This is a genomic window from Halorubrum sp. T3 (assembly GCF_000296615.1).
Classification (GTDB): domain Archaea; phylum Halobacteriota; class Halobacteria; order Halobacteriales; family Haloferacaceae; genus Halorubrum; species Halorubrum ruber.
This window is the reverse complement of the sequence record NZ_JH815329.1, coordinates 204,108-225,698: the sequence shown is the minus strand read 5'-3', so window position 1 is coordinate 225,698 and position 21,591 is coordinate 204,108. Positions and strand designations below refer to the sequence as shown.

The window sequence follows — 21,591 nt, the reverse complement described above, 5'->3', positions numbered from 1 at the left end:
GCCGCGGTCACCGGCGGTTGGAGAGGCGTCCGCTGACAAAGAGGTAGTCGCGGGTAAACACCGCCAGCGACGGGAGCAGGACGACGGGCGCGACGGTCCGCACGAGTTCCGTCGGGACCGGCGGGACGAGCGCGACCGTCACGAACACCATCTGGACGCCCGCGAGGTACTTTCCGAGGTCGCTGTCGGGGAGGTCGCCGACGGGGAGCCCGCGGACGCGGCGCAGCCACACGGCGCCGCGGAAGACGTAGCGCGCGGCGGAGATCGAGAGGTACCAGACCGGCAGCAGCCCCCACAGCACCGCCACCAGCGGCGCGGCGACGAACCCGAAGGTGTCGAACGCCATGTCGAGCCGGCGGCCGATCTCGGTCTCCCGGCCCACCGTCCGGGCGAGGGTCCCGTCGAGGTTGTCGAGCGCGACGCCGGTCCCGTAACACAGCGCCGGCACCCACGCGAGCGACGTCCCCGGCGGGACGACCGCGAACCCGGCGACGACGGCGTACAGCGCCCCCCGAGCGAGCGTGACCGCGTTCGCCAGCCCGAACAGCCGCCGCCAGAACCCCCCGGCCAGCCGCTCCGGGTCGAGCCGGTAGCCGACGTACCAGAGCTGTCCGGCCCAGCAGCCGCCCGCGACGACGGCGGGAGAGAGCCCCCACCGGCCGGTCGCGTCCATCGGAAACAGCCGAAAGAGGAGCGCGGCGAGCGCGACCGCGGCGACGAGCGGGAGCCCGACGCCGACTCCGACGCGGAGAGAGCGCCGGCGGCGGACGCCGGCCATCTACCCGTCACCTCCGGTGTCGGTGACCCCGGCGGCGCGCCCGCGTCGCGGTCGGCGCTTCCGAGTCGACACGGCTATCGGCGCAGTAGGAGGACCAGAACGGCGATCAACGCGACCTGTGCGACCTTGTCGACGGCGCCGAGCGTCCCGACGTCGGCCGGGAACGACTTCCCCCCGCCCGCGAAGTTGACGACGTACCACAGGAGGATCTGCACGAGCGTGAAGGCGATCCCGACGGCGTACACCGCGCGACGCCGGTAGTCGATCGCGAGGAGGACGACGCCCCCGATGAACCCCAACCCGGCCAGAACGAAGCTGATCCCCATCGGCGAGGGGAACATCCTGACGCCGAGGAGGAGGTGGACGGCGGCGGAGACGAGGGCGGCGACGATACCCACCCAGTGGAGCCCGTTCAACGAGCCGATGTCGACCGCGGACTGCCGCGCTTCGGTCGTTGCCATACCACACGCACGGGCTTCACTCACATAGAAATACCGCCCGAACCCCCGGAATCCGGTCGCCACCGACCGTCACCGCTCGAAGTCGGGGTCTCGAAGGGCGTCGATTCGCGCGATCTCGTCGTCGGTCAGCCGCTCGCTCCCGGCCGCCAGGTTCGAGACGACGTGCGACTCGGCGGTGCTCGACGGGATCGGGACGACCCCCTGCGAGGCGTTCCACGCGATCACGACCTCGGCCGGCGAGAGCCCCCGCTCCGACCCGATCGAGCTCAGGACGGGCTCGTCGAGGAGGCCGGGCGCCGACAGCGGCGAGTGCGCGACCACCCGGATCCCGCGCTCGCGGCAGAACTCGACCAGATCGTTCCGGGGGCGGTAGGGGTGTCGCTCCACCTGCACGAGCGCCGGGTCGACCGCCCCCGCCTCCAGGACCGTCTCCAACCCCGCCCGCGAGACGTTACAGACCCCGAGCGTCCGCGCCCAGCCCCTGTCGTGAACGGCCTCTAAGTTCTCCCACGCGGTCGCGAGCGACACGTCGTCGGTCGCGGGCTCGCCGTCCGCGTCCTCGGGGAAGGTGAGCGACTCCTGCCGCTCGACCGGCTTCTCGGCGAGGCGGCGAAGCTCGCCCCGGTGTTCGAGCGCCGAGGGCCAGTGCAGCGCGTAGCAGTCGAACGCGTCGATCCCGAGCTCCTCGCGGCTGCCCGCGCAGGCGGCGAGCAGGTGCTCGCGGCGGTGGTTCGTGCGCCACGCCTTCCCGAGGAGGAACACGCGCTCGCGGTCGGGCGCGCCCGGCGCGGCGAGCAGCTCCCCGATCCGGTGTTCGTTGCCGTACAGCTCGGCCGAGTCGAGGAGGCGGTAGCCGGCGTCGAGCGCGGTCGCGATCGAGTCGGCGCGCTCGACGTACTCCCCGTCGCGGTAGCGCGAGCAGCCGAAGCCGACGGCGGGGAGCCGGAGCGCGGCGGCGCCCACCTCGGTCTCCCCTCCAAGCTGCTTCTCCGGCCGCACCGCCGGCGCCGGCGGCGGGTCGGCGGTCGCGCCGCAGTCGTCGACCGCGACCGGGCCGTTCCCCTCGGCGGCCGCCTCGATCGCGTTACAGACGGCGACGACGTGGGCGCCCCGTCGTCCTCCCGCGCGCGACGGCGACCCGACCTCGACCGACGCCGCGAGGCGCTCCACGGCGTCGACGTACTCGTAGGGTTCCTCGGGCGCGTCCGGCGGCGCGCTCACGTACTCCCGACCGATGCGGCCGAACCGGACGTGATCGCGGTCGTCGTCCATCGCGCCGGTCCCCTTCAGGTACAGCGAGCCGTCGTCGCCGTGGAGCTCCAGCCCGTAGAACTCCCGGCTCCGGTGGGGCGCGTAGAAACTGGCGGTGAGCCTGACGGTCGGCCCCGCCGCGAACGCGAGCGTCGCCTCGACGTGGCTCGGCGTCGACGGCCGCCGCCCCTCCCGGGCGGGCCAGACGTCGAGGGCGTCGGCGACGCGGACGCGCTCGACCGCTCCGAACCACGAGACGAGGAGCGCGAGCGGGTACACCGCCCCGTCGTACAGCGGCCCGATCTCGAGGAAGGAGTCGGGCCGGTCGTGCCAGTCGGTGACGCGGCCGACGTGGGCGTGGGCGTATCCCAGCCCCACCGGCCCGAGCCGCCCGTCGGCGAGGAGCCGGCCCGCGCGGCGCTGCGAGGGCGCCCGCGGCGTCCCGGGCGCGCAGCCGAGGGCGAGCCCGCGGTCGCGGGCGAGCGCCACCAGCGCCCGCGCCTCGTCGGCGTCGAGCGCCAGCGGCTTCTGCGAGTAGACGTGGCGGTCCGCTTCCAGCGCGGTCCGCGTCACCGCCGCGTGGGCCGCGTGGCTCGTCAGGTTCACCACGAGCGGCGCGTCGACGCGCTCCAGCGCGGTCTCCAGGTCGGCGAACGACGGGCAGCCGTGGTCCGCGGCGAGGGCGGCGGCGCGGTCGGCGTCGAGGTCGACGACGCCGGCCAGCGACAGCGAGCTCTCGGGCAGGCCGGCGGCGTACTCCGGCGCGATCGCCCCCGCGCCGACGAGCAGGCAGTTCACGGTCGTACCGAGGCGGCGAGACGTATAGGTGTCCCGACGGCGGCGGGGCGTCGCCGGGGGCGACGGTGGCGCTCCCGCCGGAGCGGTTTAGTCGCCTCGCGCCGAACTCGCGAGCGTGACGGAGCCGGGCATGGGCCGCCTCGGGACCGCCTACCTGCGCGGGCTGCAGGCGATCGGCCGGCGGCTCGACTACGGGACGAACGCCTTCGACCGCGAGTGGGACGTCCTCGTCGTCCTCGACGCCTGTCGGGCCGACCTACTTCGGTCGGTCGCGCCCGACTTCGAGTTCCTCGGCGGGGTCGAGACGGTTCGGTCGGTCGGGAGCTCCTCCTCGGAGTGGCTGGAGAACACCTTCGTCGACCGCCCGGAGACCGCGCGAACGGCCATGGTCACGGGCAACACGTGGACCGACCGCTACCTCGACGCCGGCGCGTTCGCCGCGCTCGACGAGGTGTGGAAGTACGCGTGGGACGAGGCGGCGGGGACCGTGCCGGCCGCGGCCGTGACCGACCGGGCGATCGCGCTCGCCCGCGAGCGCGGCCCCGACCGGCTCGTCGTCCACTACATGCAGCCGCACCACCCGTTCGTCCCGGAACCCCTCGACGGCGACGACGGGCTGGCGCGGACCGGGAGCCACAGCAACGCGGGGAACCCGTGGGTGCTGCTCCGGCGCGGCGAGGTCTCGGTCGAGCGCGTCTGGGCTGCGTACGAGGCGAACCTCCGACACGTCCTCGGCGAGGTCGAGTCCCTCGCGGCGAACGTCGACGGGCGGATCGCGGTCACCGCCGACCACGGCAATCTCTTCGGCGAGTGGGGGTTGTACGGCCACCCGATGCACGCGCCCGTCCCCGCGCTGCTCGCGGTCCCGTGGGCGACGATCGACGGCGCGGACGAGGAGACGCGCGAGCCGACCCTGACGCCGCCCGAGCCGCTACCGGTGTCGCGGGTCCACGGCGGCGAGGGCGAGACGGACCGGGACCGGCTTCGCGCGCTCGGCTACTTATAAACGGCGTCGCCGCCGCTCGCCTCGCCTTATAAATGACCCGACGCGTCGAGCGTCCTTCCGCCGCCCTCCGGCTTTAGGTTGCTCGCGCCCGTGGATCGGTTCATGTACGCGACGACGGTGCTGACGGACTTCGTGGCCCAGCACTACCTCACGGTCGTCGACGAGGGGCCGGAGAGCGTCCCGCACTCCCACCACTTCGAGGTGGAGCTGACCTTCCGCGGCCCCGAGCTGAACGAGCACGACTACCTCGTCGACATCGACGACGCCGAGGCGGCGCTCGGCGACCTCGCGGACCGCTACCGCGACGAGCTGCTCAACGACCTGCCCGAGTTCGAGGGGTACAACCCCAGCGTCGAGCGGTTCGCCCGCGTCGTCTTCGAGCGCGTGACCGACGCGGTGACCGACGACGCCGTGAGCGAGCTGGCCGTGACGGTCTGGGAGGACGACGCGGCCGCCGCGACCTACGACGCGCCGGTATGAACGTCGGGCTCGCGCTGTACGGCAGTCTCGACGAGCGGTCGGGCGGGTTCCGCTACGACCGGAAGCTCGTCGAGGGGCTCCGCGCGGCCGGCGACGCCGTCGAGGTCGTCGAGCTCCCGTGGCGGGCGTACCCGCGCGGGCTGCTGGACAACGCGCTCCCGGGGGTCCGCGACCGCCTCCGCGTCGACGTCGACGTGATGCTCCAAGACGAGCTCGCGCACCCCTCGCTGCTCCGCGCCAACCGCGACCTTCCGTACCCGGTCGTGAGCGTCGTTCACCACCTGCGCGCGAGCGAACCGCGCCGCCTCTCGCCGTTCTACCGCGCCGTCGAGCGCCGCTACCTCGCGACCGTCGACGGCGTCGTCTGTAACAGCGCGGCGACCCGCGACGCTGTCGCCGCCCTCGGGGTCGATCCCGCGGCGACCGTCGTCGCGCCGCCCGCCGGCGACCGGTTCGACCCCGCGATCGACGACGACGCGATCGCGGCGCGGGCCGCGTCGCTCGACGGTCCCGACCCCGACCCGCTCCGCGTCGCGTTCGTCGGCAACGTCGAGCCGCGGAAGGGGCTCGACACGCTCGTCGAGGGGGTCGCCCGCGCCGACGCCGCCGTCGACCTCACGGTCGTCGGTCGGGCGGTCGACGAGTCCCACGTCGCCGACGTGCGGCGGCTGGTCCGGGAGCGGGGGCTCGGCGATCGGGTGCGCTTCGCCGGCCGGCTGTCGGACGCCGAGCTGGCCGACGCGCTCCGCGGGAGCCACGTCCTCGCCGTCCCCTCCCGGTACGAGGGGTTCGGGATCGTCTACTTAGAGGGGATGAGCTTCGGCCTGCCGGCGATCGCCTCCAGTGCGGGCGGCGCGAGCGAGACGGTCGCCGACGGCGAGACGGGCGTCCTCGTCGACCCGGACGACCCGGCCGCCGTCGCCCGCGCGCTCGACGGATTCGCGGCCGACCCCGACCGGCTCGCCGAGATGGGCCGCGCCGCGAGGCGTCGGTACGAGCGCCACCCGGACTGGGAGGAGACGACGGCCCGCGTCCGCCGGCTCCTCGCCGGGGTCGCCGACGCGCCCGACGCCGTCGACGCGGCCGAGCCGGAGGTGACGACATGACGGGAGACGGTGACGGCCCTCCGGAGGCCGGCGACGACGCCCTCGCCGCCGACACCGCCGCCTTCCGGCGCTACCTCCGGGCGAAGCAGAGCGTCGACGACCGGGCGCTCGACCGGCGGCTCCTCGGGATCCTCCGCGAGCGGCTCGCGGAGCGGGCCGTCGCGACCGAGGGGCCGCTCCGCGTCTTGGAGGTCGGCGCCGGCGTCGGGACGATGGTCGCCCGGCTGATCGACTGGGAGGTGCTCCCGCCGGGCGAGACGCGGTACGTCGCGGTCGACCGCGACCCGGACGCGCTCGCCGGGCTAGGTCCCTTCCTCCGGGAGTGGGCGGCGGAACGAGACGCACCGACGTCCGTCGACAATGGCGGCAGCGGCGACGACGCGCTCGTCGTCGAGACCGACGCGCGCACGGTCAGGGTCGAGTCCGTCGCCGCCGACGCGCCCGCGTACGCCGCGGCGCACGCGGGCGAGTCCGACGCGCTGATCGGGATGGCGCTACTGGACGTGCTCGGGCTCGACCGGCTCGACCCGCTGCTCGGCGCGCTGGCGCCCGGCGGGACCTACTACTTCCCGATCACCTTCGACGGCGGGACCCGGTTCCGCCCGGCACATCCCGACGATCGGGAGGTGGAGCGGCTGTACCACCGTCACATGGACGAGAAGCCGGGCGGGAACAGCCGCGCCGGCGGCGCCGCGCTTGCGCGCCTGCGCGAGGCGGACGGCTCGACGCTCCTCGGGGCCGCCGGCTCCGACTGGATCGCGCGTCCCGCCGACGGCGAGGCGGGCTATCCGGGCGACGAGGCGTTCTTCCTCCGACACATCCTCGACACCGTCGAGGCCGCGGTCGGCGAGGTGATCGCCGACGGGGGTGAGACGGGGTCCGTCTCGGCCGACGACCTCGACGCGTGGCTCGAGATTCGCCGCGGACAGGTCGATTCCGGGACGCTCGTCTACCTCACCCACCAGCTCGACCTCATCGGTCGCGTCGACGACGACGCGTGAACGACGCTCCGGTCGCGGTGACGGCGGCGCGTGAACGCGCCCCGGTCACGTCGCCGCCTCGATCGACTCCAGCAGCCGGCACTTCCGGCAGACGTCGCGGCTCGTCTGCGAGCCGCAGCGCTCGCACTCGCGGAGGCCGGAGTCGTCGCCCTCGCCGCCGGTGTCCCCCTCATCGCCGCCGGCACCCTCCCCGTCGCCCCCGCGGTACGCCTCGGCCGCGAGCGCGGACAGCTCCTCGTAGCCGGCCATGATCGAGTGGCGGGCGCCGGGGTGGTTCTCCTCCAGCTCGTGGATCGTCGACTGGATCTCGCCGCGGTACGCCTCCTCGGCGTGGGGGCACTCGGCCATGTGGGTCGGGAGGTCGCGGACGTGACAGTACAGGGCGATCTCCTTTTCGGGCACGTCGCGGAGCGGCTTGGCGCGCGGGACGAACGCGTCGGTGGCTTCGCGCTCGTCGAACGGGCCGAGCGAGGCGTCGAAGTGTTTCGCGACCTGCCGCACGTCGCCTTCGAGGAAGTTCATCATCGCGGTCTGCGCCTCGTCGTCGAGGTTGTGGCCGGTGAGCAGCTTGTCGGCGTCGAACTCGGCGGCGTAGTTCTCGAGGAGGTCGCGGCGGAACACGCCGCAGTACGCGCAGGCCGCCATGTTCTCGGGGTCGCTCTCGACGACGTCGTCCATGCGCACGTCGAACTCCTCCTCGTAGGAGACCAGCTCGTGGCGCAGCGAGAGCTCGTCGGCGAGCTCGACGCAGGCGTCGACGCTGGCGTCGCGGTACCCCTCGATCCCCTCGTGGATCGTGAGAGCGAGCATCTCGACGCGGGGGTCCTTCCCGAACACGTCGTCTAAGATCCGCGTCAGGGCGACGCTGTCTTTCCCGCCGGAGAGCCCGATCACCCAGCGGTCAGGGTCGTCGGGGGTCGCGTCCGGATCGAGGAGGCCGTCCTCGCGGACCCGACGCTTCACGCGCTTCTCGACCGACTCCCGGAGGTGGTGGCCGCAGAGGTGCGCCCCAGAGTAGGCGGCGTGGTGGATCGCGTCGCTCCCGCACTTGTCGCACTCCATCGGTGTCGGGTTGCGGTCGCGCGGGGATACCCGTTTCGGGCCGGCTACGTGAGGGGAGTATCGGAGGTGGCCGGAAGTGACGTCGATTCGAACGCTCCCGAGGCGACGGCCATTTATAAATAAACAGTCGCCGGCGGAGCGACAGCAAACGCGGTCGAAGCCTCAGCCGATCGCTTATAAATGCCTTCCGGCAGATCGGCTGAAAACGCTTCCAAAGTCCCAGCCGCTCATTTATAAATGATTACTGGCAGATCGGCAGCAGACACCTCTGAAGCCCCAGCCGCTCATTTATAAATGATTACTGGCAGATCGGCAGCGAACACTTCCAAAGTCCCAGCCGCTCATTTATAAATGATTACTGGCAGATCGGCAGCGAACACCGCCGAAGCCCCAGCCGCGAGGACTCGCGCGCCTCGTTGCGCGCTTCAGTCGCTCGCGTTGCTTGCTCCTTCCAGTGCTTACGTCGCCGTGCTTCGCCCTCCCGGCTGCCCCTTTGAGTCCCGCCCCGCACCGCAACCGCACCTCACGCCTCCCCAACCTCGTCGGTCGCCCGTCGCTCCGCTCCGGGCGACCGACTCCCTCGCGCGTGCTCCTCGCGGCCGCCTTCGGCGGCCATTCGGAGGCACGCGCCATCGTGGGTTGTGGGAGTACGTGTCCGACGTCGACAACCCCCGGCCGGTTGTCGCCGGTTCCGACACCGGTTTGTCACCGGGGCGTCCCGGATCGCCGTGAGCGATTCCCCGACCGGGGTCGACCGCGACCCCGACCCGCGACCCCTGCGCGAGGACCCGCCGGCGGAGAGCCGCCGGACGCGGCTCTGGCGACTCGGGTTCAACCTCCTCCCCGCGTACCGGGGCACGGGCGCGCGCGTCGACCACATCGCGGCCGACTGGCGCTACATTCGAATTCGACTGCCGCTGAACTGGCGCACCCGCAACGCGGTCGGGACGATCTTCGGCGGCAGCATCTACGCCGCGATCGACCCGGTGTACATGATGATGCTGCGGCGGGTCCTCGGCGACACGTTCACGGTGTGGGACAAGTCGGCCGCGCTGGAGTTCATCGAACCCGGCCGCGACACGCTGTACGCCGAGTTCGAGGTGCCGACCGCCGAGACCGAGGCGATCCGCGAGACGCTCGAGCCGGGAGAATCGACCGACCGCGAGTACCTCGTCTCGCTGGTCGACGACGAGGGGGAAGTCCACGCGGCCTGCGAGAAGACGCTGTACGTGCGCCGCGACGGGTGAGGCGGGCGGGGTCCTACGGTTCGTACCCGTTCAGTCGTCGGCGACCGGCCGTACCGCGTCGAGCGGCGACACCGAGATGACCAGCCGGTCGTCCGCCGTCGCGCTCACCATCTTCGACTCGGCGAACCGGCTGCCGTCCGCCCGGAGCCCCGTGCTCGCCCCCGTCCACCGCTCACCGTCGGTCACGGCCGGGATGACGTTCGTCTCGATGTGTTCGACCTCGGTCTCGGGATGGAGCCGCTGCCACGGCTCTCCCTCTAACTCCTCGGGGGCGTAGCCGTACAACGCGCCGTACTCCTCGCCGACGAACTCGAAGGTCCCGTCGGGCGCCACGGTACAGACCCCGTCGAGCGCCACGTCCGCCTCGGTCAGGTCGTCGGCGTCCCGAGCCGCAAAACCCCCGTTCTCGCCGGCTGCGGTCCGCTTGACGCGCCGCAACAGCGCCGTGTAGCCGTCCGCGCCGCCCCGTTTCGAGACGTAGTCGCTGACGCCGGCGCGGACCATCTCGGCCGCGATGTCGGCCGGGCCGGTCGCGGAAAACAGGAGGAACGGGAGGTCCGGGTCGACCTCGCGGGCGGCCGAGAGCAGTTCCACGCCGGTCAGGCGGGGCATGTCGTAGTCGCTGACGACGCAGTCGAACGACTCGCGCTCGATCCGGCGGAGCGCGTCGTCGGGGCGGGTCTCGACCGCGGTCTCGCAGTCGAGGTCGGCGTCGCGTTCGAGGTGGGTCGCGACGAGCCGCGCGAGTCCGGGCTCGTCGTCGACGCACAGCACGCGAAACGTCTCGTTCGTCATACGCGTCTTCGGCGGACGGCGTACTTATTCGTGTTCGCCCGATGCTCAGCGCTGAGAACCGGGGGCGACGGCGATCGAAGAGCGTCGGGCGACGGGCCAGCCGAGCTACGCCGCCGCGGCCGCGACGAGCGCCTCCTCGACCGTCTCGACGAACCGCTCGGGGTGTTCGACGTGGGGGAGCAGCCGCGCGCGGTCGAAGACGACGAGGCGCGCGTCCGCTGCGTCCGCGAGCTCGCGGCCGTCCGTGAGCGGGCTCACGGTCGCCTCGCGGCCCCAGACGATCGTCGGGGGCACGTCGAGGTCGCCGAGCGCGGCGGCGAGGTCGATATCGCTGTTGAGCGTCCCCGAGACGAACGAGGCGGGCGCGAAGCGCGCGTTCTCGACGTGGGTCGTGCGCCACTCGTAGTCGGTCCACTCCGCGCTCTGGTTCGCGGGGTCGTCGTAGCCGTGGTCGGCGTTAAAGTACCGGATCGACGGCTTCGCAGTGATGACGTTGAACAGCGCCTGCCCGACGAGCGGCGCGCGGAACAGCTCCCGCAGCCACCCCTTCGCCGGACTCGGGCCCGCGGTCGCCGTCGGGCAGACCGCGACGAACCCGCTCAGTTCGACGCCGCCCTCCTCGCCGCCGTCGGTCGCCGCGAGCGCGTACGCGGCCGACAGCGAGGAGGCGACGACGGCCGGCTCGTCGAACTCGGCGAGGAAGTCGTGGACGAAGTCCTCGTACAGCGCGGCGGAGTAGCGGAGCGGCGGCCGGTCCGAGCGGCCGTACCCCGGGAAGTCGGGCGCGACGACGTGGTAGTCGGCAGCTAGGTCGTCGAACACCGCGCGCCACTCCCCGGAGGAGCCGGCGGCGTTGATCCCGTGGAGCAGGAGGAGGTCGGGGTCGTCCGGGTCGCCCGCCTCGGTGTAGGCGACGTCCATCCCGCGCCAGCGGAAGGTGCGGTCGTCGCCGTCGAGCGGGGACTCCAACTCGCCCTCGTACCGGAGGCCGGTGTTGATCGCGGCGAGCGCGCCGACGCCGAGCGCGGCACTGCCGAGGAGGTTCCTGAGCTTCATAGAAACCTGTTGGTTCGCTGGCGACTTATACCCGTGGGACGCGGTCGCGGCCGCGGTCCGCGCGACCGCGAACAGGCCCGGGCGTCAGTCGTCGCGCTCGTCGTCGGCGGCGCGCTCCTCGTCGACGCAGTCGGCTATCGGGCCGACGATCGCCTCCGCGACCGCGTACGGGTCCGTCTCTCGGTCCCGGACCCGCTCCGCGAGGCGATCGATCCCGCCGTGCCGCTCGATCTCGGCGGTTGCGAGCGAACCCACGTCCGCGCGCACGAGCGTGCGGATCTCCGCGGCGTACCGGCGCCGCTCGGTCGTCTCGATCTCGCCGGACTCCCGGAGGTACGCCGCATGCGCGTCGAACGCCTCGATCAGCGCCTCGACCCCCTCGCCGCTGTTCGCGACGGTCTCTAACACGTCCGGCGTCCACGAGTCGTCGGCGTCCGCTCCGTGCGCGTCGGCATCGCCCGCGTGCGCGTCGGCATCGCCGTGTCCGGAACCGCCCGCGTGATCGCCGCCGTGGTTGCCGCCATCGTGGTGGCCGTCGCCGTGGTTGCCGCCATCGTGGTGGCCGTCGCCGTGCCCCGCCGCGGAGCCGCCCGCGCCGGTCGAGGCCATCGAGGCCGCGCCGTGGTGGCCGGCGCCGCGACCGGTCGTCCCGCCCTCGCGGCGGTGGACCATCTCCTCTAGCTCCGCGACGGTGCGCTGTGCGCCGTCCATGTCCGCCTTGTTGACGACGAAGACGTCGCCAATCTCTAATATTCCGGCCTTCAGCGTCTGCACGTCGTCGCCGGAGCCGGGCTGGACGAGGACCGCGACCGTGTCCGCGGTACGGACCACGTCGACCTCGTTCTGTCCGGCGCCGACGGTCTCTAAGACCACGACGTCCTTCCCGAAGGCGTCGAGCGCCTTCACCGCGTCCGCGGTCGCCGTCGAGAGGCCGCCCAGCTGGCCGCGCGCGCTCATCGACCGGAAGAACACGTCCATGTCGCCCACGTTCGACCCCATCCGGATCCGGTCGCCGAGGACGGCGCCGCCGGTGTACGGCGAGGAGGGGTCGACCGCGATCACGCCGACGGTGTCGCCGCGGTCGCGGTAGGCGGCGGCCAGCTTGTCGACGAGCGTCGACTTCCCGGCGCCCGGCGAGCCCGTGATCCCGATCACGTCCGCGCCGCCGGTGTGCTCGTGGAGCGCGGAGACGATCGCGCGGTACCCCGGCGTCCGGTTCTCGATCTTGGTGATGACGCGGGCGAGCGCGCGGTGGCTCCCGGAGAGGAGGTCCTCGACGAGCGCGGCGTCGTCGTCGGTGAGCGACGGCGCGTCCGCGAACGCGGGTGCGTCCGGCCCGTCCATCTACGCGCGCTCCGGGACGTTGTTCCGGATGAACTCGATCGTCTCCTCCATCGGCGTCCCGGGGCCGAACACCTCGGCGACGCCTAGCTCCTTCAGCTCGTCCTCGTCCTCGTCCGGGATGATCCCGCCGACGAGGACGAGGGTGTCGTCGAACGCGTCGTACTCCTTCAGCCCCTCGATCACCTTCGGGACGAGCGTGTTGTGCGCGCCCGAGAGGATCGAGATGCCGAGCACGTCGACGTCCTCTTGCACGGCCGCCTGGACGATGTCCTCCGGCGCCCGGTGGAGGCCGGAGTAGACGACCTCGAAGCCGGCGTCGCGGAACGCCCGCGCGATCACGTGTGCCCCCCGGTCGTGGCCGTCGAGCCCGACCTTCGCGACCAGACACCGGACGGCCCGCTCCTGCTGTTCGGCGCTCATACACCCTTCTGTGTCGCGTGCGGGTTTGATTCTAACGGAAGATGGGGAAGGTTCGGGCGGTCGGCCGGGGCGGTCGCTCAGTTCGGCTTCCGCGACCGACGCGTTGAACGCGCGAGCGACCGTAGTCCGCCCGATGACCGCCACCGACGACGGCGACGGCGACGCCGCCGCGAGCGACCGCGACGACCGCCTTCCGCCCGGAACGCGCATCGGCCGCGCCGCGCTCCGGGTCGCAGACCTCGACGAGACGACCGCGTTCTACCGGGACGTGGTCGGCCTCGTCGTCCTCGACCGCGACCCCGAGCGCGCGACGCTCGGGGTCGACGGGACGCCCCTCCTCGTCTTGGAGCGCGACGCCGACCGCCCCGCCCGGAGCCGGACCGACGCCGGGCTCTTTCACACCGCGTTCCGGGTCCCCTCGCGGGCCGCGCTCGGCGAGGCGTTGGGACGCGTCCGGGAGCGGTGGCGGCTCGACGGCGCCTCCGATCACCTCGTCAGCGAGGCGCTGTACCTCGACGACCCGGAGGGGAACGGCGTGGAGATATACCGCGACCGCCCCCGCGGAGAGTGGCCGACGGACCCGGACGGAACGCCCCGGATGGCGACCGACCCGCTCGACGTCGAGGGGGTCGCCGCGGCGGCGGCCGGCGAGGGCGAGGAAGGCGGCGCTGACTCCGCCGCAGTCGTCGACCGCGCCCCCGCCGGCACCGACGTGGGGCACATACACCTCGAAGTGACCTCGCTGTCGGCGTTCGAGACGGTGTACGTCGACGGGCTCGGCTTCGAGGTCGGGATGAGCGGCCCGGACGTGCGGTTCGTCGCGGCCGGCGGCTACCACCACCACCTCGGCGCGAACACGTGGCGGGGGCGGACGACCCCCGCCGCGGGGCGCGGGGTCGCGTGGTTCGAGGTCGTCGTTCCCGACGCGGCCGCGCTGGAGGCGGCCCGGTCGCGACTCAACGCGGTCGCGGGCGAGAACGAGGTCGAGTTCGCTGTCGCGGAGCGAGCGGACGGGTTCGCCGTCACCGACGCCGACGGGATCGAGGTCCAGGTTCGGGCAGCGGAAACTCAGTCTTTATAAAGGAATGCGGTGGCGCGCGCCTGCGAGCGGCCGCTGAAGGCGGCCGCGAGACAGCGCGTGCGAGGGAGTCAGTCGCCGGAGCGAAGCGGAGGCGACTGACGAGGCTGGGGAGGCGTGAGGTGCGGTGCTGTGCGGGGTGGAACTCAAAGGGGCAGTCACCGGCGGCGAAGCCGCCGGTTGCCCGTGGCGCGTCGCGCCACGCTGCCGCGAGGGCGAAGCACGGCGTAGCAAGCACCGCAGCGAAGGAGTGAGCAACGCGAGCGACTGAGCGAGGCGCGCAGCAAGCCGCGCGAGTCCTCGCGGCTGGGGCTTTGGAGGTGTTCGTCGTCGATCTGCCAGTGTCGATTTATAAGTATACGGCTGGAACTTTGGCGGTGTTCGCCGTCGATCCGTAAGCAACCATTTATAAACGAGCGGCTGGGCTTTGGAGGTCTCCACGGTCGATCTGCGGTCAATCACTTATAATAGAGAACCCGAGCGTTCGGAGGTAGCCGCCGTTGCCCGAGGTTCAACCATTTATAAGTGCGTACTCGAGCGCTGTCTGATGTCCCGAACCGATCGACCGCTGTGGTAGTCGTCACCCGACGATCGTCCGGAGCGTCGACTCGGTCAGGAACGTGGTGATCCCGAACGCCTCGGCGGTCATCCAGCCGATGAACGCCGCGTACATCGCGAGGAAGACGTACCCCTCCTCGGTGGTGATCTCGAAGTCCGTCGCGGCCATCACCACCACGACGAGGGTCGTGTAAAACAGGAACAACAGGAGCGGCACGGAGGTGAGGAAGCCGATCGAGACGCCGCCGGCGAGGATGACGCCGATCGGCAGCGCGGCGACGAGGTTGAACGTGTTCGTTCCGAAGACGTTGGCGACCGCGGCGCGCTTGTCGCCGGCCTTGCCCATCTTCACGCCGACGAGCAGGTCGGGGAAGGAGCTCAGCGCCGACAACACCGTCACGGAGATGAGGAACGACGGCGCGTCGAGCGCGTCCGAGAGCTGCACCGTCATGGTGACCATCGACTCGACGCCGACGAGCACGACGACCAGCCCGATCGCGAACAGTCCGGCCTGTTTGGGGACGTTCGTCGATTCGGCCCGTTTGAGGTCCGAAGCGCCGCTTTTCCCGCCGGCAAGGAGAATGACGTACACGCCGTACAACACCAGCAGGCCGACGCCCATCTGCGGGGTGATCCGCGCGATCTCCCGCCCGTCGGTCCCGAGGACGCCCAAGGCGATCACGCCGAAGAGGGCGAGGACGGCGACCATGTAGAAGATGGCGTCGCGGTAGACGATCCCCTGCGTCGTCGTCGTGTCGCCGCTCGTGATGGAGACGGCCGCCGGGATGACGAGTATGTTGAACACCGCCGTCCCGATGAGCGCCCCCGCGCCGACGCCGAAGTCGCCGAGCACGAGCACCGAGATGAGGATAATCGCGAGTTCGGGGAACGACGTCGCGGCCGCGACGATGAGTCCGCCCTGAATCGCCTGCGAGACCCCGAAGTGGTCGCTGATCTTCGAGGTCGTCGACTCGATGACGTTCGCGCCCTTCCAGGTCAGCAGGAACCCGATCGCGCCCAAGGCGATCCAAACGGCGAGCGACTGGTCTCCGATGAGCTCCTGCAGTACGGTCACGTTCGGTCAGTAGGCCCGGAGTCGATTAGGAGTTCCGGAGACGCCGAGACGGAAGCCGGTCCGCCCGCGGCAGGCCGAGACGGAAGCCGGTCGCCCGCGGCAGGCCGAGACGGAAGCCGGTCCGCCCGCGGCAGGCCGAGACGGAAGCCGGTCCGCCCGCGGCAGGCCGAGCCGCGAGCCGCGCTCAGTAGATCAGCTCGTCGTCGTTCTCGACCATGTACAGCGTCCGCGCCGCGATGTTGACCGCGTGGTCGGCGACCCGTTCGAGGTCGCGCACCGCGAGCAGCGCCTGCGACACCTCGTCGAGGGAGGCTTCGAGCGCCTCGCCGTCCGTCGGCGCCGGGCCGTCGCGCGCCGCGTCGCGGGCGCGGTCGGCCTTTAAGAGCTCGCGGACGACCGCCTCGCTCGCCTCGCGACAGCGCTCGTCGAACGCGTCGTCGCTGGCGGCGATCTCGCGGCAGGCGTCCGGGTCGCGCGCCGCGTAGGCGTCGACGGCGTCGACGACCATCTCCCGGGCGCCGTCCCCGAGGTCGCGCACGTCGACGGCGTCGTGGACGCCGCCCTCGGGACCGCCGTACGCCGCGACGTTCGTCGCGAGGTCCGCGACGCGTTCGAGGTCGGTGATGATCTTGAAGGAGGCGGTGACGAGCCGGAGGTCGCCGGCCACCGGCTGCTGGAGCGCCAACAGCTCGGTACACTCGTCCTCGAGGGCGAGGTACGTCTCGTTGACCTCGTGGTCGGTCTCGATCACCGACTGTGCGAGCTCGTCGTCGCCGGTCACCGCGGCCTCGATCGCGTCGTCGAGCCGGTCGCAGACGGTCTCGCCCATCGCGACCACGTCCTCGCGGAGCTCGTCGAGCCGCTCCTGATAGTTCTCGCGGGGCATCTATCCGAACTTCCCCGTGATGTAGTCCTCGACGCGCTGTTCTTCGGGGTCCTCGAAGATCTTGGCGGTGTCGTCGTACTCGACGAGCTCGCCGCCGGTGAGGAACACCGCGGTCCGGTCGGAGATGCGGGCCGCCTGCTGCATGTTGTGCGTGACGATGATGACGGTGTACTCCTCCGCGAGGTCGTCGATGAGGTCCTCGATCTTCGAGGCCGCGACGGGGTCGAGCGCCGAGGTGGGCTCGTCCATCAGGACGACCTCCGGGTCGGGCGCGATGGCGCGGGCGATACAGAGCCGCTGTTGCTGGCCGCCGGAGAGTTCGAGCCCCGAGGAGTCGAGCTGGTCTTTCACCTCGTCCCACAGCGCGGCGGCCTTCAGCGACTCCTCGACGCGCTCGTCGACGTCGCCCTCGTACCCCTGGATCTTCAGGCCGTAGGCGACGTTGTCGCGGATCGACTTCGGGAACGGGTTCGGCTTCTGGAACACCATCCCGATCTTCCGGCGTAAGGCGACCGGGTCGACGTCGTCCTCGTAGACGTTCTTGCCGCCGAACTCCACGTCGCCCTCGACGCGGCAGATCTCGATCATGTCGTTCATCCGGTTAATACACCGGAGGAACGTCGACTTCCCGCAGCCCGAGGGACCGATGAGCGCGGTGACGCGCTTCTCGGGGATCTCCATCGTCACGTCGTCGATGGCTTGCTCGTCGCCGTAGTAGACGTCGAGGTTCCGGGCCGCCACCGCGGTGCCGGTCTCGCCGAGCGGCGCCCGGTCGTCGTTCGAATCCGCCTGTACCTCCGTCGTGATGAGCGAGTCGTCTGATGTCGTGTTACTCATGTCAGGTCCCCCCTTCCGCGCGGTTCCGCAGCAGTATCGCCGTCCCGTTCATTCCGATGAGCACGATGAGCAGCGTGATGACGCCCGCGGCGACGACGCCGTACCGGAAGTCGGCCTGCGGGAAGTTCGACCACGCGTAGATCTGCATCGGCATCGCGCTGAGCCGACTGAAGAGGCTGCTCGGCGCGCTGAACACCGTCGTCGCCGCTCCGATCATGATGAGCGGGGCGGTCTCGCCGATCGCACGGCCGAGCGCGAGGATCGTCCCGGTGAGGATACCGGGGAACGCCTCGGGCAGCACGACGTTCTTCGTCGTCTGCCAGCGCGTCGCCCCCATCGCGTCCGACCCGCGCCGGAGGTCGTCCGGCACGGACCGGATCGCCTCCTGTGCGGAGATGATCGTGATCGGGAGGATGAGGAGCGACAGCGTCAGCGCGGCCGTCACCGCCGTCCCGAAGCCGAGCCCGAGCAGGTTCGCGAACAGCCCCAGCCCGAGCAGCCCGTACACCACCGACGGGATGGCGGCCAGGTTCGCGATGTTGATCTGGAGCAGCCGCGTCAGCTTCCCGACGACCCCGGTTTCCGAGGTGTACTCCTCCAAGAAGACTGATGTCCCGACGCCGAGGACGAACGACAGCACCGCCACCAGCGCGATGATGATCACGGAGCCGACGATGGCCGGGTACAGTCCCGCCTCCTCAGGCGTCCGCGAGGGCGCCTCCGTGACGTAGTTGGGGTCGAGCCACGGGTCCGGCGCCGGCACGCCCCACGCCTCGACGAGCAGCGCGCCGGCGATCACGCCGACACCGAGCAGGAACGGTAGTCCGAGGCCGATCGTCCCCTCCCGGTCCGCGACGACGCGGTGGACGTACACGGTCGTCGGCACGCCGGTCAGCGCGATCACGATCAGCGTCGTGGGACCGGGCAGTCCGACGCTCCCGCCGAAGAAGCCGCCGGCGGTCGCGAGCGCGAGCGGCACGCCGCCGGCCGCGACGGCGGCGGTCCGGCTCCCGCGGGCGCCGACGAGGAGGGCCCCGACGACGGCGAGCGGGACCGCGATCGTCCAGAGGTAGATGACGGTGTCCGACGGGTACGTCGCGACCACCTCTCGGAGGACCGCCGCGACGACGGTCCCGACGAGACCGACCGGAACGGCGGCGGTGACCGCCCGGTCCGCGTCGCGCAGGCGCCCGTACGCGTACAGGCCAGCGGCCGGGAGGACGCCGAGCGTGTACGCGAGGAACCAGACCAGTTCGTCGAACACCAAAAAGAGGGTGCCGACCGCGAGGCCGACCGCCACGCCGCCGATCAGCCGGCCGAGCAGCCCGAAGCCGACCGCGCCGACGCGCCCCTTGCTCCCGACGTACGCGAGGTACGCCGCGGCGGGCCCGACGACGACGAAGAGGTACGTGAGCTGCCAGCTGAGCCGCGGGATCTCCACGACGAACGCCTCGATCGCGGTGAAGCCGACGGCGACGGCGACGAGCCCGCCGCCGAGGACGCCGAGGACGCGCCGGGTCACGGCCGGGTCGCCCGCGCTGTACAGGCAGAAGGCGAGGAACGGCAGCACGAGCGTCACGAAGTAGGTCAACAGCCACTCGGGGCTGGCGTTCGCCAGGTCGAAGGCGTCGATCGCGACGTACACCAGGAGGACGCCGAGCGCGACCAGCCCGGCGACGCTGGCGGACAGGGAGAGGTACTCGAAGATCGTCCCGCGCGTCCGACTGACCGTGCCGAACGCGGTCGCGTCCTCGCTTTCGGTCGGGGTGGCGCTGTCCGTCGCCATCAGTACTCCTCCCGGTAGCGTTCCGCGATAAAGTCACTGAGCACGTTCATTACGAGAGTCACCACGAACAGCGCGAGGCCGAGCGCGAACATCGCGTCGTACGGGACCGTTCCGCCGGTGAGGTCGCCGCCGGCGATCTGGACCATCGCGACGGTGATCGTCATCCCGGAGTCCAAGAGCACGTCGGCGGGGTTGATGTACGGGACTCCGAACGCGGCCTCCTTGACCGTCGGCATCCGGGCCTGCGCGCCCATCGCGACGACGACGATCATCGTCTCGCCGATGGCCCGGGAGACCGCGAGGATGTACGAGGAGGCGATCCCGGAGATCGACGCCGGGACGACGATCCCGGTCGACACCTCGAACTTGGTCGCGCCGAGCCCGTACCCGGCCTGACGGAGTTCGTCGGGCACGGCGCTCATGGCGTCCTCGGAGATCGACGACACCATCGGGATCGTCATGATGCCGACCATGATCGACGCCGACAGCGCGTTGAAGGTGCTGATTCCCGGAAGCAGCGTCGCCTCCAGGACGGGCGTGACGTACACCAACGCGAAGTAGCCGTACACCACCGTCGGGATCCCGGCGAGGATCTCGAGGAGCGGCTTCAGTATCGATCGCGCGTTCGGCGAGGCGTATTCGCTGAGGTAGATGGCGGTGAGCGTCCCGGTCGGCAGCGCGACGAACGCCGCCGTGACCGTCACGACGACCGTCCCGATGAACAGGGGAATGATACCGAACGCCTGTCCGCCGCCGGCCGGGTTCGGGCTCCAGTTCGTCCCCGTGAGGAACTCCGTGACGGCGATCTCTTGGAAGAACACCACCGCGTCGGACAGCAGCGTCACGAAGATCGCGACCGTCGTGAGCAAGGTGACCGCCGCGCAGGCCGCGAACAGCCCGCCGTAAGTTCCCTCTTTCAGTCGTGTGAGCCCGCCCTGCCGAGTCAGATCGGGACTCTCTGTGCTGTCAGTCACGAACGGTGGGGTATCGAACGCTGTCGTAAATCAATACACCGGTTCATTTCGACCGGTTACCCCTGTGCCTGCTCGATCGCGTCTTCGAGCTTCTCCAGCTGCGCCTCTTGGGTCTCCTCGGTGGCGGGCACGTACCCGACGTCGCCGGCGACGAGGTCCTCGTTGGTGGTCTGTTCGACGAAGTAGCGGGCGAACTCCGCGATGTGCTCCTCGCCGAGCGACTCGATCGAGGGGTACGTGTACAGCGACCGCGAGAGCGGGCTGTACTCGCCGCTGGCGGCGGTTTCGAGGCTCGGCTCGACCGGACCGTCCCCGTCGTCGATCCCGAGCGCCTTCAGCTGGTCGGGGTTCTGGAAGTAGTACGCGAAGCCGAAGTAGCCGACCGCGAACTCGCTGCCGGAGACGCCCTCGGCGATCGCGTTGTCCTTCTCGGTCGCCGAGTAGTCGTCCGTGTGGCCCGCGTCGCCCGTGACGTTCTCGATGAAGTAGTCGTACGTCCCGGAGGTGTCGGCCGGACCGAACCGGCGGATCTCCTCGTTCGGGAACTCGTCGCGGACCTCGTCCCAGGTCTGCGCCGCGTCGGACCGCCAGATCTGCGCGAGCTCGTCGATGGTGAGGTGGTCGATCCAGTCAGCCTCGGGGTTGACGACGACCGTGACCGCGTCGGTCGCGGCGACCAGCTCGATGTACTCGACGCCGTTCTCCCCGCACAGGTCCTCTTCGGCCGGCTGGATCGGCCGGCTCGCGTTGTTGAAGTCCGTCTCGCCGACACAGAAGTAGTTCGAGAAGCCACCACCGGAGCCGGTCGAGCTCACGCTGGGGTCGATCTCGGGGTGCATCTCGGCGAAGTCCTCCATGACCGCGCTCATCAGCGGGAACACTGTGCTCGAACCCGCGATGTTGATCGTGCCCGAGAGCTCGCCGTCGCCCCCGTCGGAACCGCCGCCGTCGCCCGTACTCTGCGTACAGCCCGCGAGCCCGAGCGCCCCGGCACCCGCGATCGCCGCGAGCGATTTCCGCCGCGTGATTCCCGCTGTGTCCGCGTCGTGGCTGGAAGCCATCACCCGTGGATGGGCGAGTTTCGGTTAAGTAGTATGCTATGATGAGTACAGGGGAGCGCGTACTGCCCGGTACGGCTATGTTTCGATATATACTCTATATAGACGCGTGGGTACGACCGAACCGCGGTCAGGGCGACGGCGACTCCGCGGGCTCGCGCGACCCCGAACCGAGACGTGGTTTTAAGTCCCCGTACCGGGAGAACCCGGACGAATGACCCCTCCCACCACCGACGGGCCGCCGGCGCCGACCACCTCCCGGGAGGAGGCGTGGGTGGCTCACGCCGCGCTGCTCGACGCCGCGCAGCGCGCGACCGACGAGGACGTTGCGTACCGCCGTCCGATCGAGTCGATAGAGCGGGGCGCGGCGCTCGACGACGAGGACATCGCGCTGCTCCGGGACGCGCTCGTCGACTACCTCGGCGACGCGCCGGTGCGCGACCGCGCCCCCGGACGGGCGCTGTTGCGCCGCACCGACGACGCGACGGACGCGCGGTCACGGCACGCGTAGCGTCGACGACCGCCGAAAAAGAA

21 protein-coding genes are annotated in these 21,591 nt (G+C 71.1%); 7 read left to right on the top strand and 14 right to left on the bottom strand.

What is annotated here, in order from left to right; genetic code table 11:
- Window positions 1-7: 7 nt before the first annotated feature.
- The 3 genes from B378_RS0103290 to B378_RS0103280 all read right to left on the bottom strand — a co-directional run bounded on the left by B378_RS0103290 (window position 8) and on the right by B378_RS0103280 (window position 3,288).
- Entirely contained in the window at window positions 8-778 is a 771-nt protein-coding gene (locus B378_RS0103290) for a CDP-alcohol phosphatidyltransferase family protein (RefSeq protein WP_017342398.1), read from the bottom strand.
- Between the two features lie 74 nt (window positions 779-852).
- On the bottom strand, window positions 853-1,239 hold the full coding sequence (locus B378_RS0103285; RefSeq protein WP_017342397.1) for a hypothetical protein: 387 nt from the start codon (window positions 1,237-1,239) through the stop codon (window positions 853-855).
- Between the two features lie 69 nt (window positions 1,240-1,308).
- Complete coding sequence (locus B378_RS0103280; RefSeq protein ID WP_017342396.1) at window positions 1,309-3,288, bottom strand: aldo/keto reductase; 1,980 nt, start codon at window positions 3,286-3,288, stop codon at window positions 1,309-1,311.
- Window positions 3,289-3,418: 130 nt separating this feature from the next.
- Between B378_RS0103280 and B378_RS0103275 the strand changes: the two genes are divergently transcribed.
- From B378_RS0103275 to B378_RS0103260, 4 genes are all read left to right on the top strand, one after another.
- Window positions 3,419-4,294: a hypothetical protein gene (locus B378_RS0103275; protein WP_026046163.1), complete on the top strand. Its 876-nt coding sequence runs from the start codon at window positions 3,419-3,421 to the stop codon at window positions 4,292-4,294.
- Window positions 4,295-4,396: 102 nt separating this feature from the next.
- Window positions 4,397-4,774 (top strand): 6-carboxytetrahydropterin synthase, encoded by a 378-nt coding sequence (locus B378_RS0103270; RefSeq protein WP_017342394.1) that lies wholly within the window; start codon window positions 4,397-4,399, stop codon window positions 4,772-4,774.
- Window positions 4,771-5,880 (top strand): glycosyltransferase family 4 protein, encoded by a 1,110-nt coding sequence (locus tag B378_RS0103265; protein ID WP_017342393.1) that lies wholly within the window; start codon window positions 4,771-4,773, stop codon window positions 5,878-5,880. The genes B378_RS0103270 and B378_RS0103265 overlap by 4 nt, the downstream gene beginning before the upstream one ends.
- A complete protein-coding gene (locus B378_RS0103260; protein WP_017342392.1) occupies window positions 5,877-6,881 on the top strand; it encodes a hypothetical protein in 1,005 nt (334 codons plus the stop codon). Before B378_RS0103265 ends, B378_RS0103260 begins: the two co-directional genes overlap by 4 nt.
- 45 nt (window positions 6,882-6,926) lie before the next feature.
- Here B378_RS0103260 and B378_RS0103255 read toward each other — a convergent pair whose 3' ends face one another.
- Window positions 6,927-7,943: a TIGR00269 family protein gene (locus B378_RS0103255; RefSeq protein WP_017342391.1), complete on the bottom strand. Its 1,017-nt coding sequence runs from the start codon at window positions 7,941-7,943 to the stop codon at window positions 6,927-6,929.
- A gap of 728 nt (window positions 7,944-8,671) precedes the next feature.
- Here B378_RS0103255 and B378_RS0103250 point away from each other — a divergent pair.
- Entirely contained in the window at window positions 8,672-9,190 is a 519-nt protein-coding gene (locus B378_RS0103250; protein ID WP_017342390.1) for a DUF4442 domain-containing protein, read from the top strand.
- Window positions 9,191-9,220: 30 nt separating this feature from the next.
- Here the strand turns inward: B378_RS0103250 and B378_RS0103245 are convergent, their stop codons facing one another.
- The 4 genes from B378_RS0103245 to B378_RS0103230 form a co-directional block, all read right to left on the bottom strand.
- On the bottom strand, window positions 9,221-9,985 hold the full coding sequence (locus B378_RS0103245) for a response regulator (protein ID WP_017342389.1): 765 nt from the start codon (window positions 9,983-9,985) through the stop codon (window positions 9,221-9,223).
- Window positions 9,986-10,090: 105 nt separating this feature from the next.
- Window positions 10,091-11,041, bottom strand: coding sequence for an alpha/beta fold hydrolase (locus B378_RS0103240; protein WP_017342388.1), 951 nt, complete (start codon window positions 11,039-11,041; stop codon window positions 10,091-10,093).
- An 84-nt stretch (window positions 11,042-11,125) separates the two neighbouring features.
- Window positions 11,126-12,385 carry a methylmalonyl Co-A mutase-associated GTPase MeaB gene (gene meaB / locus B378_RS0103235; protein ID WP_017342387.1) on the bottom strand — a complete coding sequence of 420 codons (1,260 nt, stop codon included), beginning with the start codon at window positions 12,383-12,385 and terminating at the stop codon, window positions 11,126-11,128.
- Window positions 12,386-12,805, bottom strand: coding sequence for a cobalamin B12-binding domain-containing protein (locus B378_RS0103230; RefSeq protein WP_004595202.1), 420 nt, complete (start codon window positions 12,803-12,805; stop codon window positions 12,386-12,388).
- A gap of 133 nt (window positions 12,806-12,938) precedes the next feature.
- Between B378_RS0103230 and B378_RS0103225 the strand changes: the two genes are divergently transcribed.
- Window positions 12,939-13,886 (top strand): VOC family protein, encoded by a 948-nt coding sequence (locus tag B378_RS0103225; protein ID WP_017342386.1) that lies wholly within the window; start codon window positions 12,939-12,941, stop codon window positions 13,884-13,886.
- A 577-nt stretch (window positions 13,887-14,463) separates the two neighbouring features.
- On the opposite strand, the gene B378_RS0103220 is transcribed toward B378_RS0103225, so the two are convergent.
- From B378_RS0103220 to B378_RS0103195, 6 genes are all read right to left on the bottom strand, one after another.
- Entirely contained in the window at window positions 14,464-15,516 is a 1,053-nt protein-coding gene (locus tag B378_RS0103220; protein ID WP_017342385.1) for a sodium:calcium antiporter, read from the bottom strand.
- 184 nt (window positions 15,517-15,700) lie between these two features.
- Window positions 15,701-16,402 (bottom strand): phosphate signaling complex protein PhoU, encoded by a 702-nt coding sequence (gene phoU, locus B378_RS0103215; RefSeq protein ID WP_017342384.1) that lies wholly within the window; start codon window positions 16,400-16,402, stop codon window positions 15,701-15,703.
- Entirely contained in the window at window positions 16,403-17,239 is an 837-nt protein-coding gene (gene pstB / locus B378_RS0103210; protein WP_017342383.1) for a phosphate ABC transporter ATP-binding protein PstB, read from the bottom strand.
- 1 nt (window position 17,240) lies between these two features.
- A complete protein-coding gene (gene pstA / locus B378_RS0103205) occupies window positions 17,241-19,025 on the bottom strand; it encodes a phosphate ABC transporter permease PstA (protein WP_017342382.1) in 1,785 nt (594 codons plus the stop codon).
- Complete coding sequence (gene pstC / locus B378_RS0103200) at window positions 19,025-19,999, bottom strand: phosphate ABC transporter permease subunit PstC (RefSeq protein ID WP_017342381.1); 975 nt, start codon at window positions 19,997-19,999, stop codon at window positions 19,025-19,027. Before pstC ends, pstA begins: the two co-directional genes overlap by 1 nt.
- Window positions 20,000-20,055: 56 nt before the next feature.
- Entirely contained in the window at window positions 20,056-21,060 is a 1,005-nt protein-coding gene (locus tag B378_RS0103195; protein ID WP_017342380.1) for a PstS family phosphate ABC transporter substrate-binding protein, read from the bottom strand.
- Between the two features lie 211 nt (window positions 21,061-21,271).
- On the opposite strand from B378_RS0103195, the gene B378_RS0103190 reads away from it, so the two are divergent.
- Window positions 21,272-21,568: a hypothetical protein gene (locus B378_RS0103190; RefSeq protein WP_017342379.1), complete on the top strand. Its 297-nt coding sequence runs from the start codon at window positions 21,272-21,274 to the stop codon at window positions 21,566-21,568.
- Window positions 21,569-21,591: the final 23 nt, after the last annotated feature.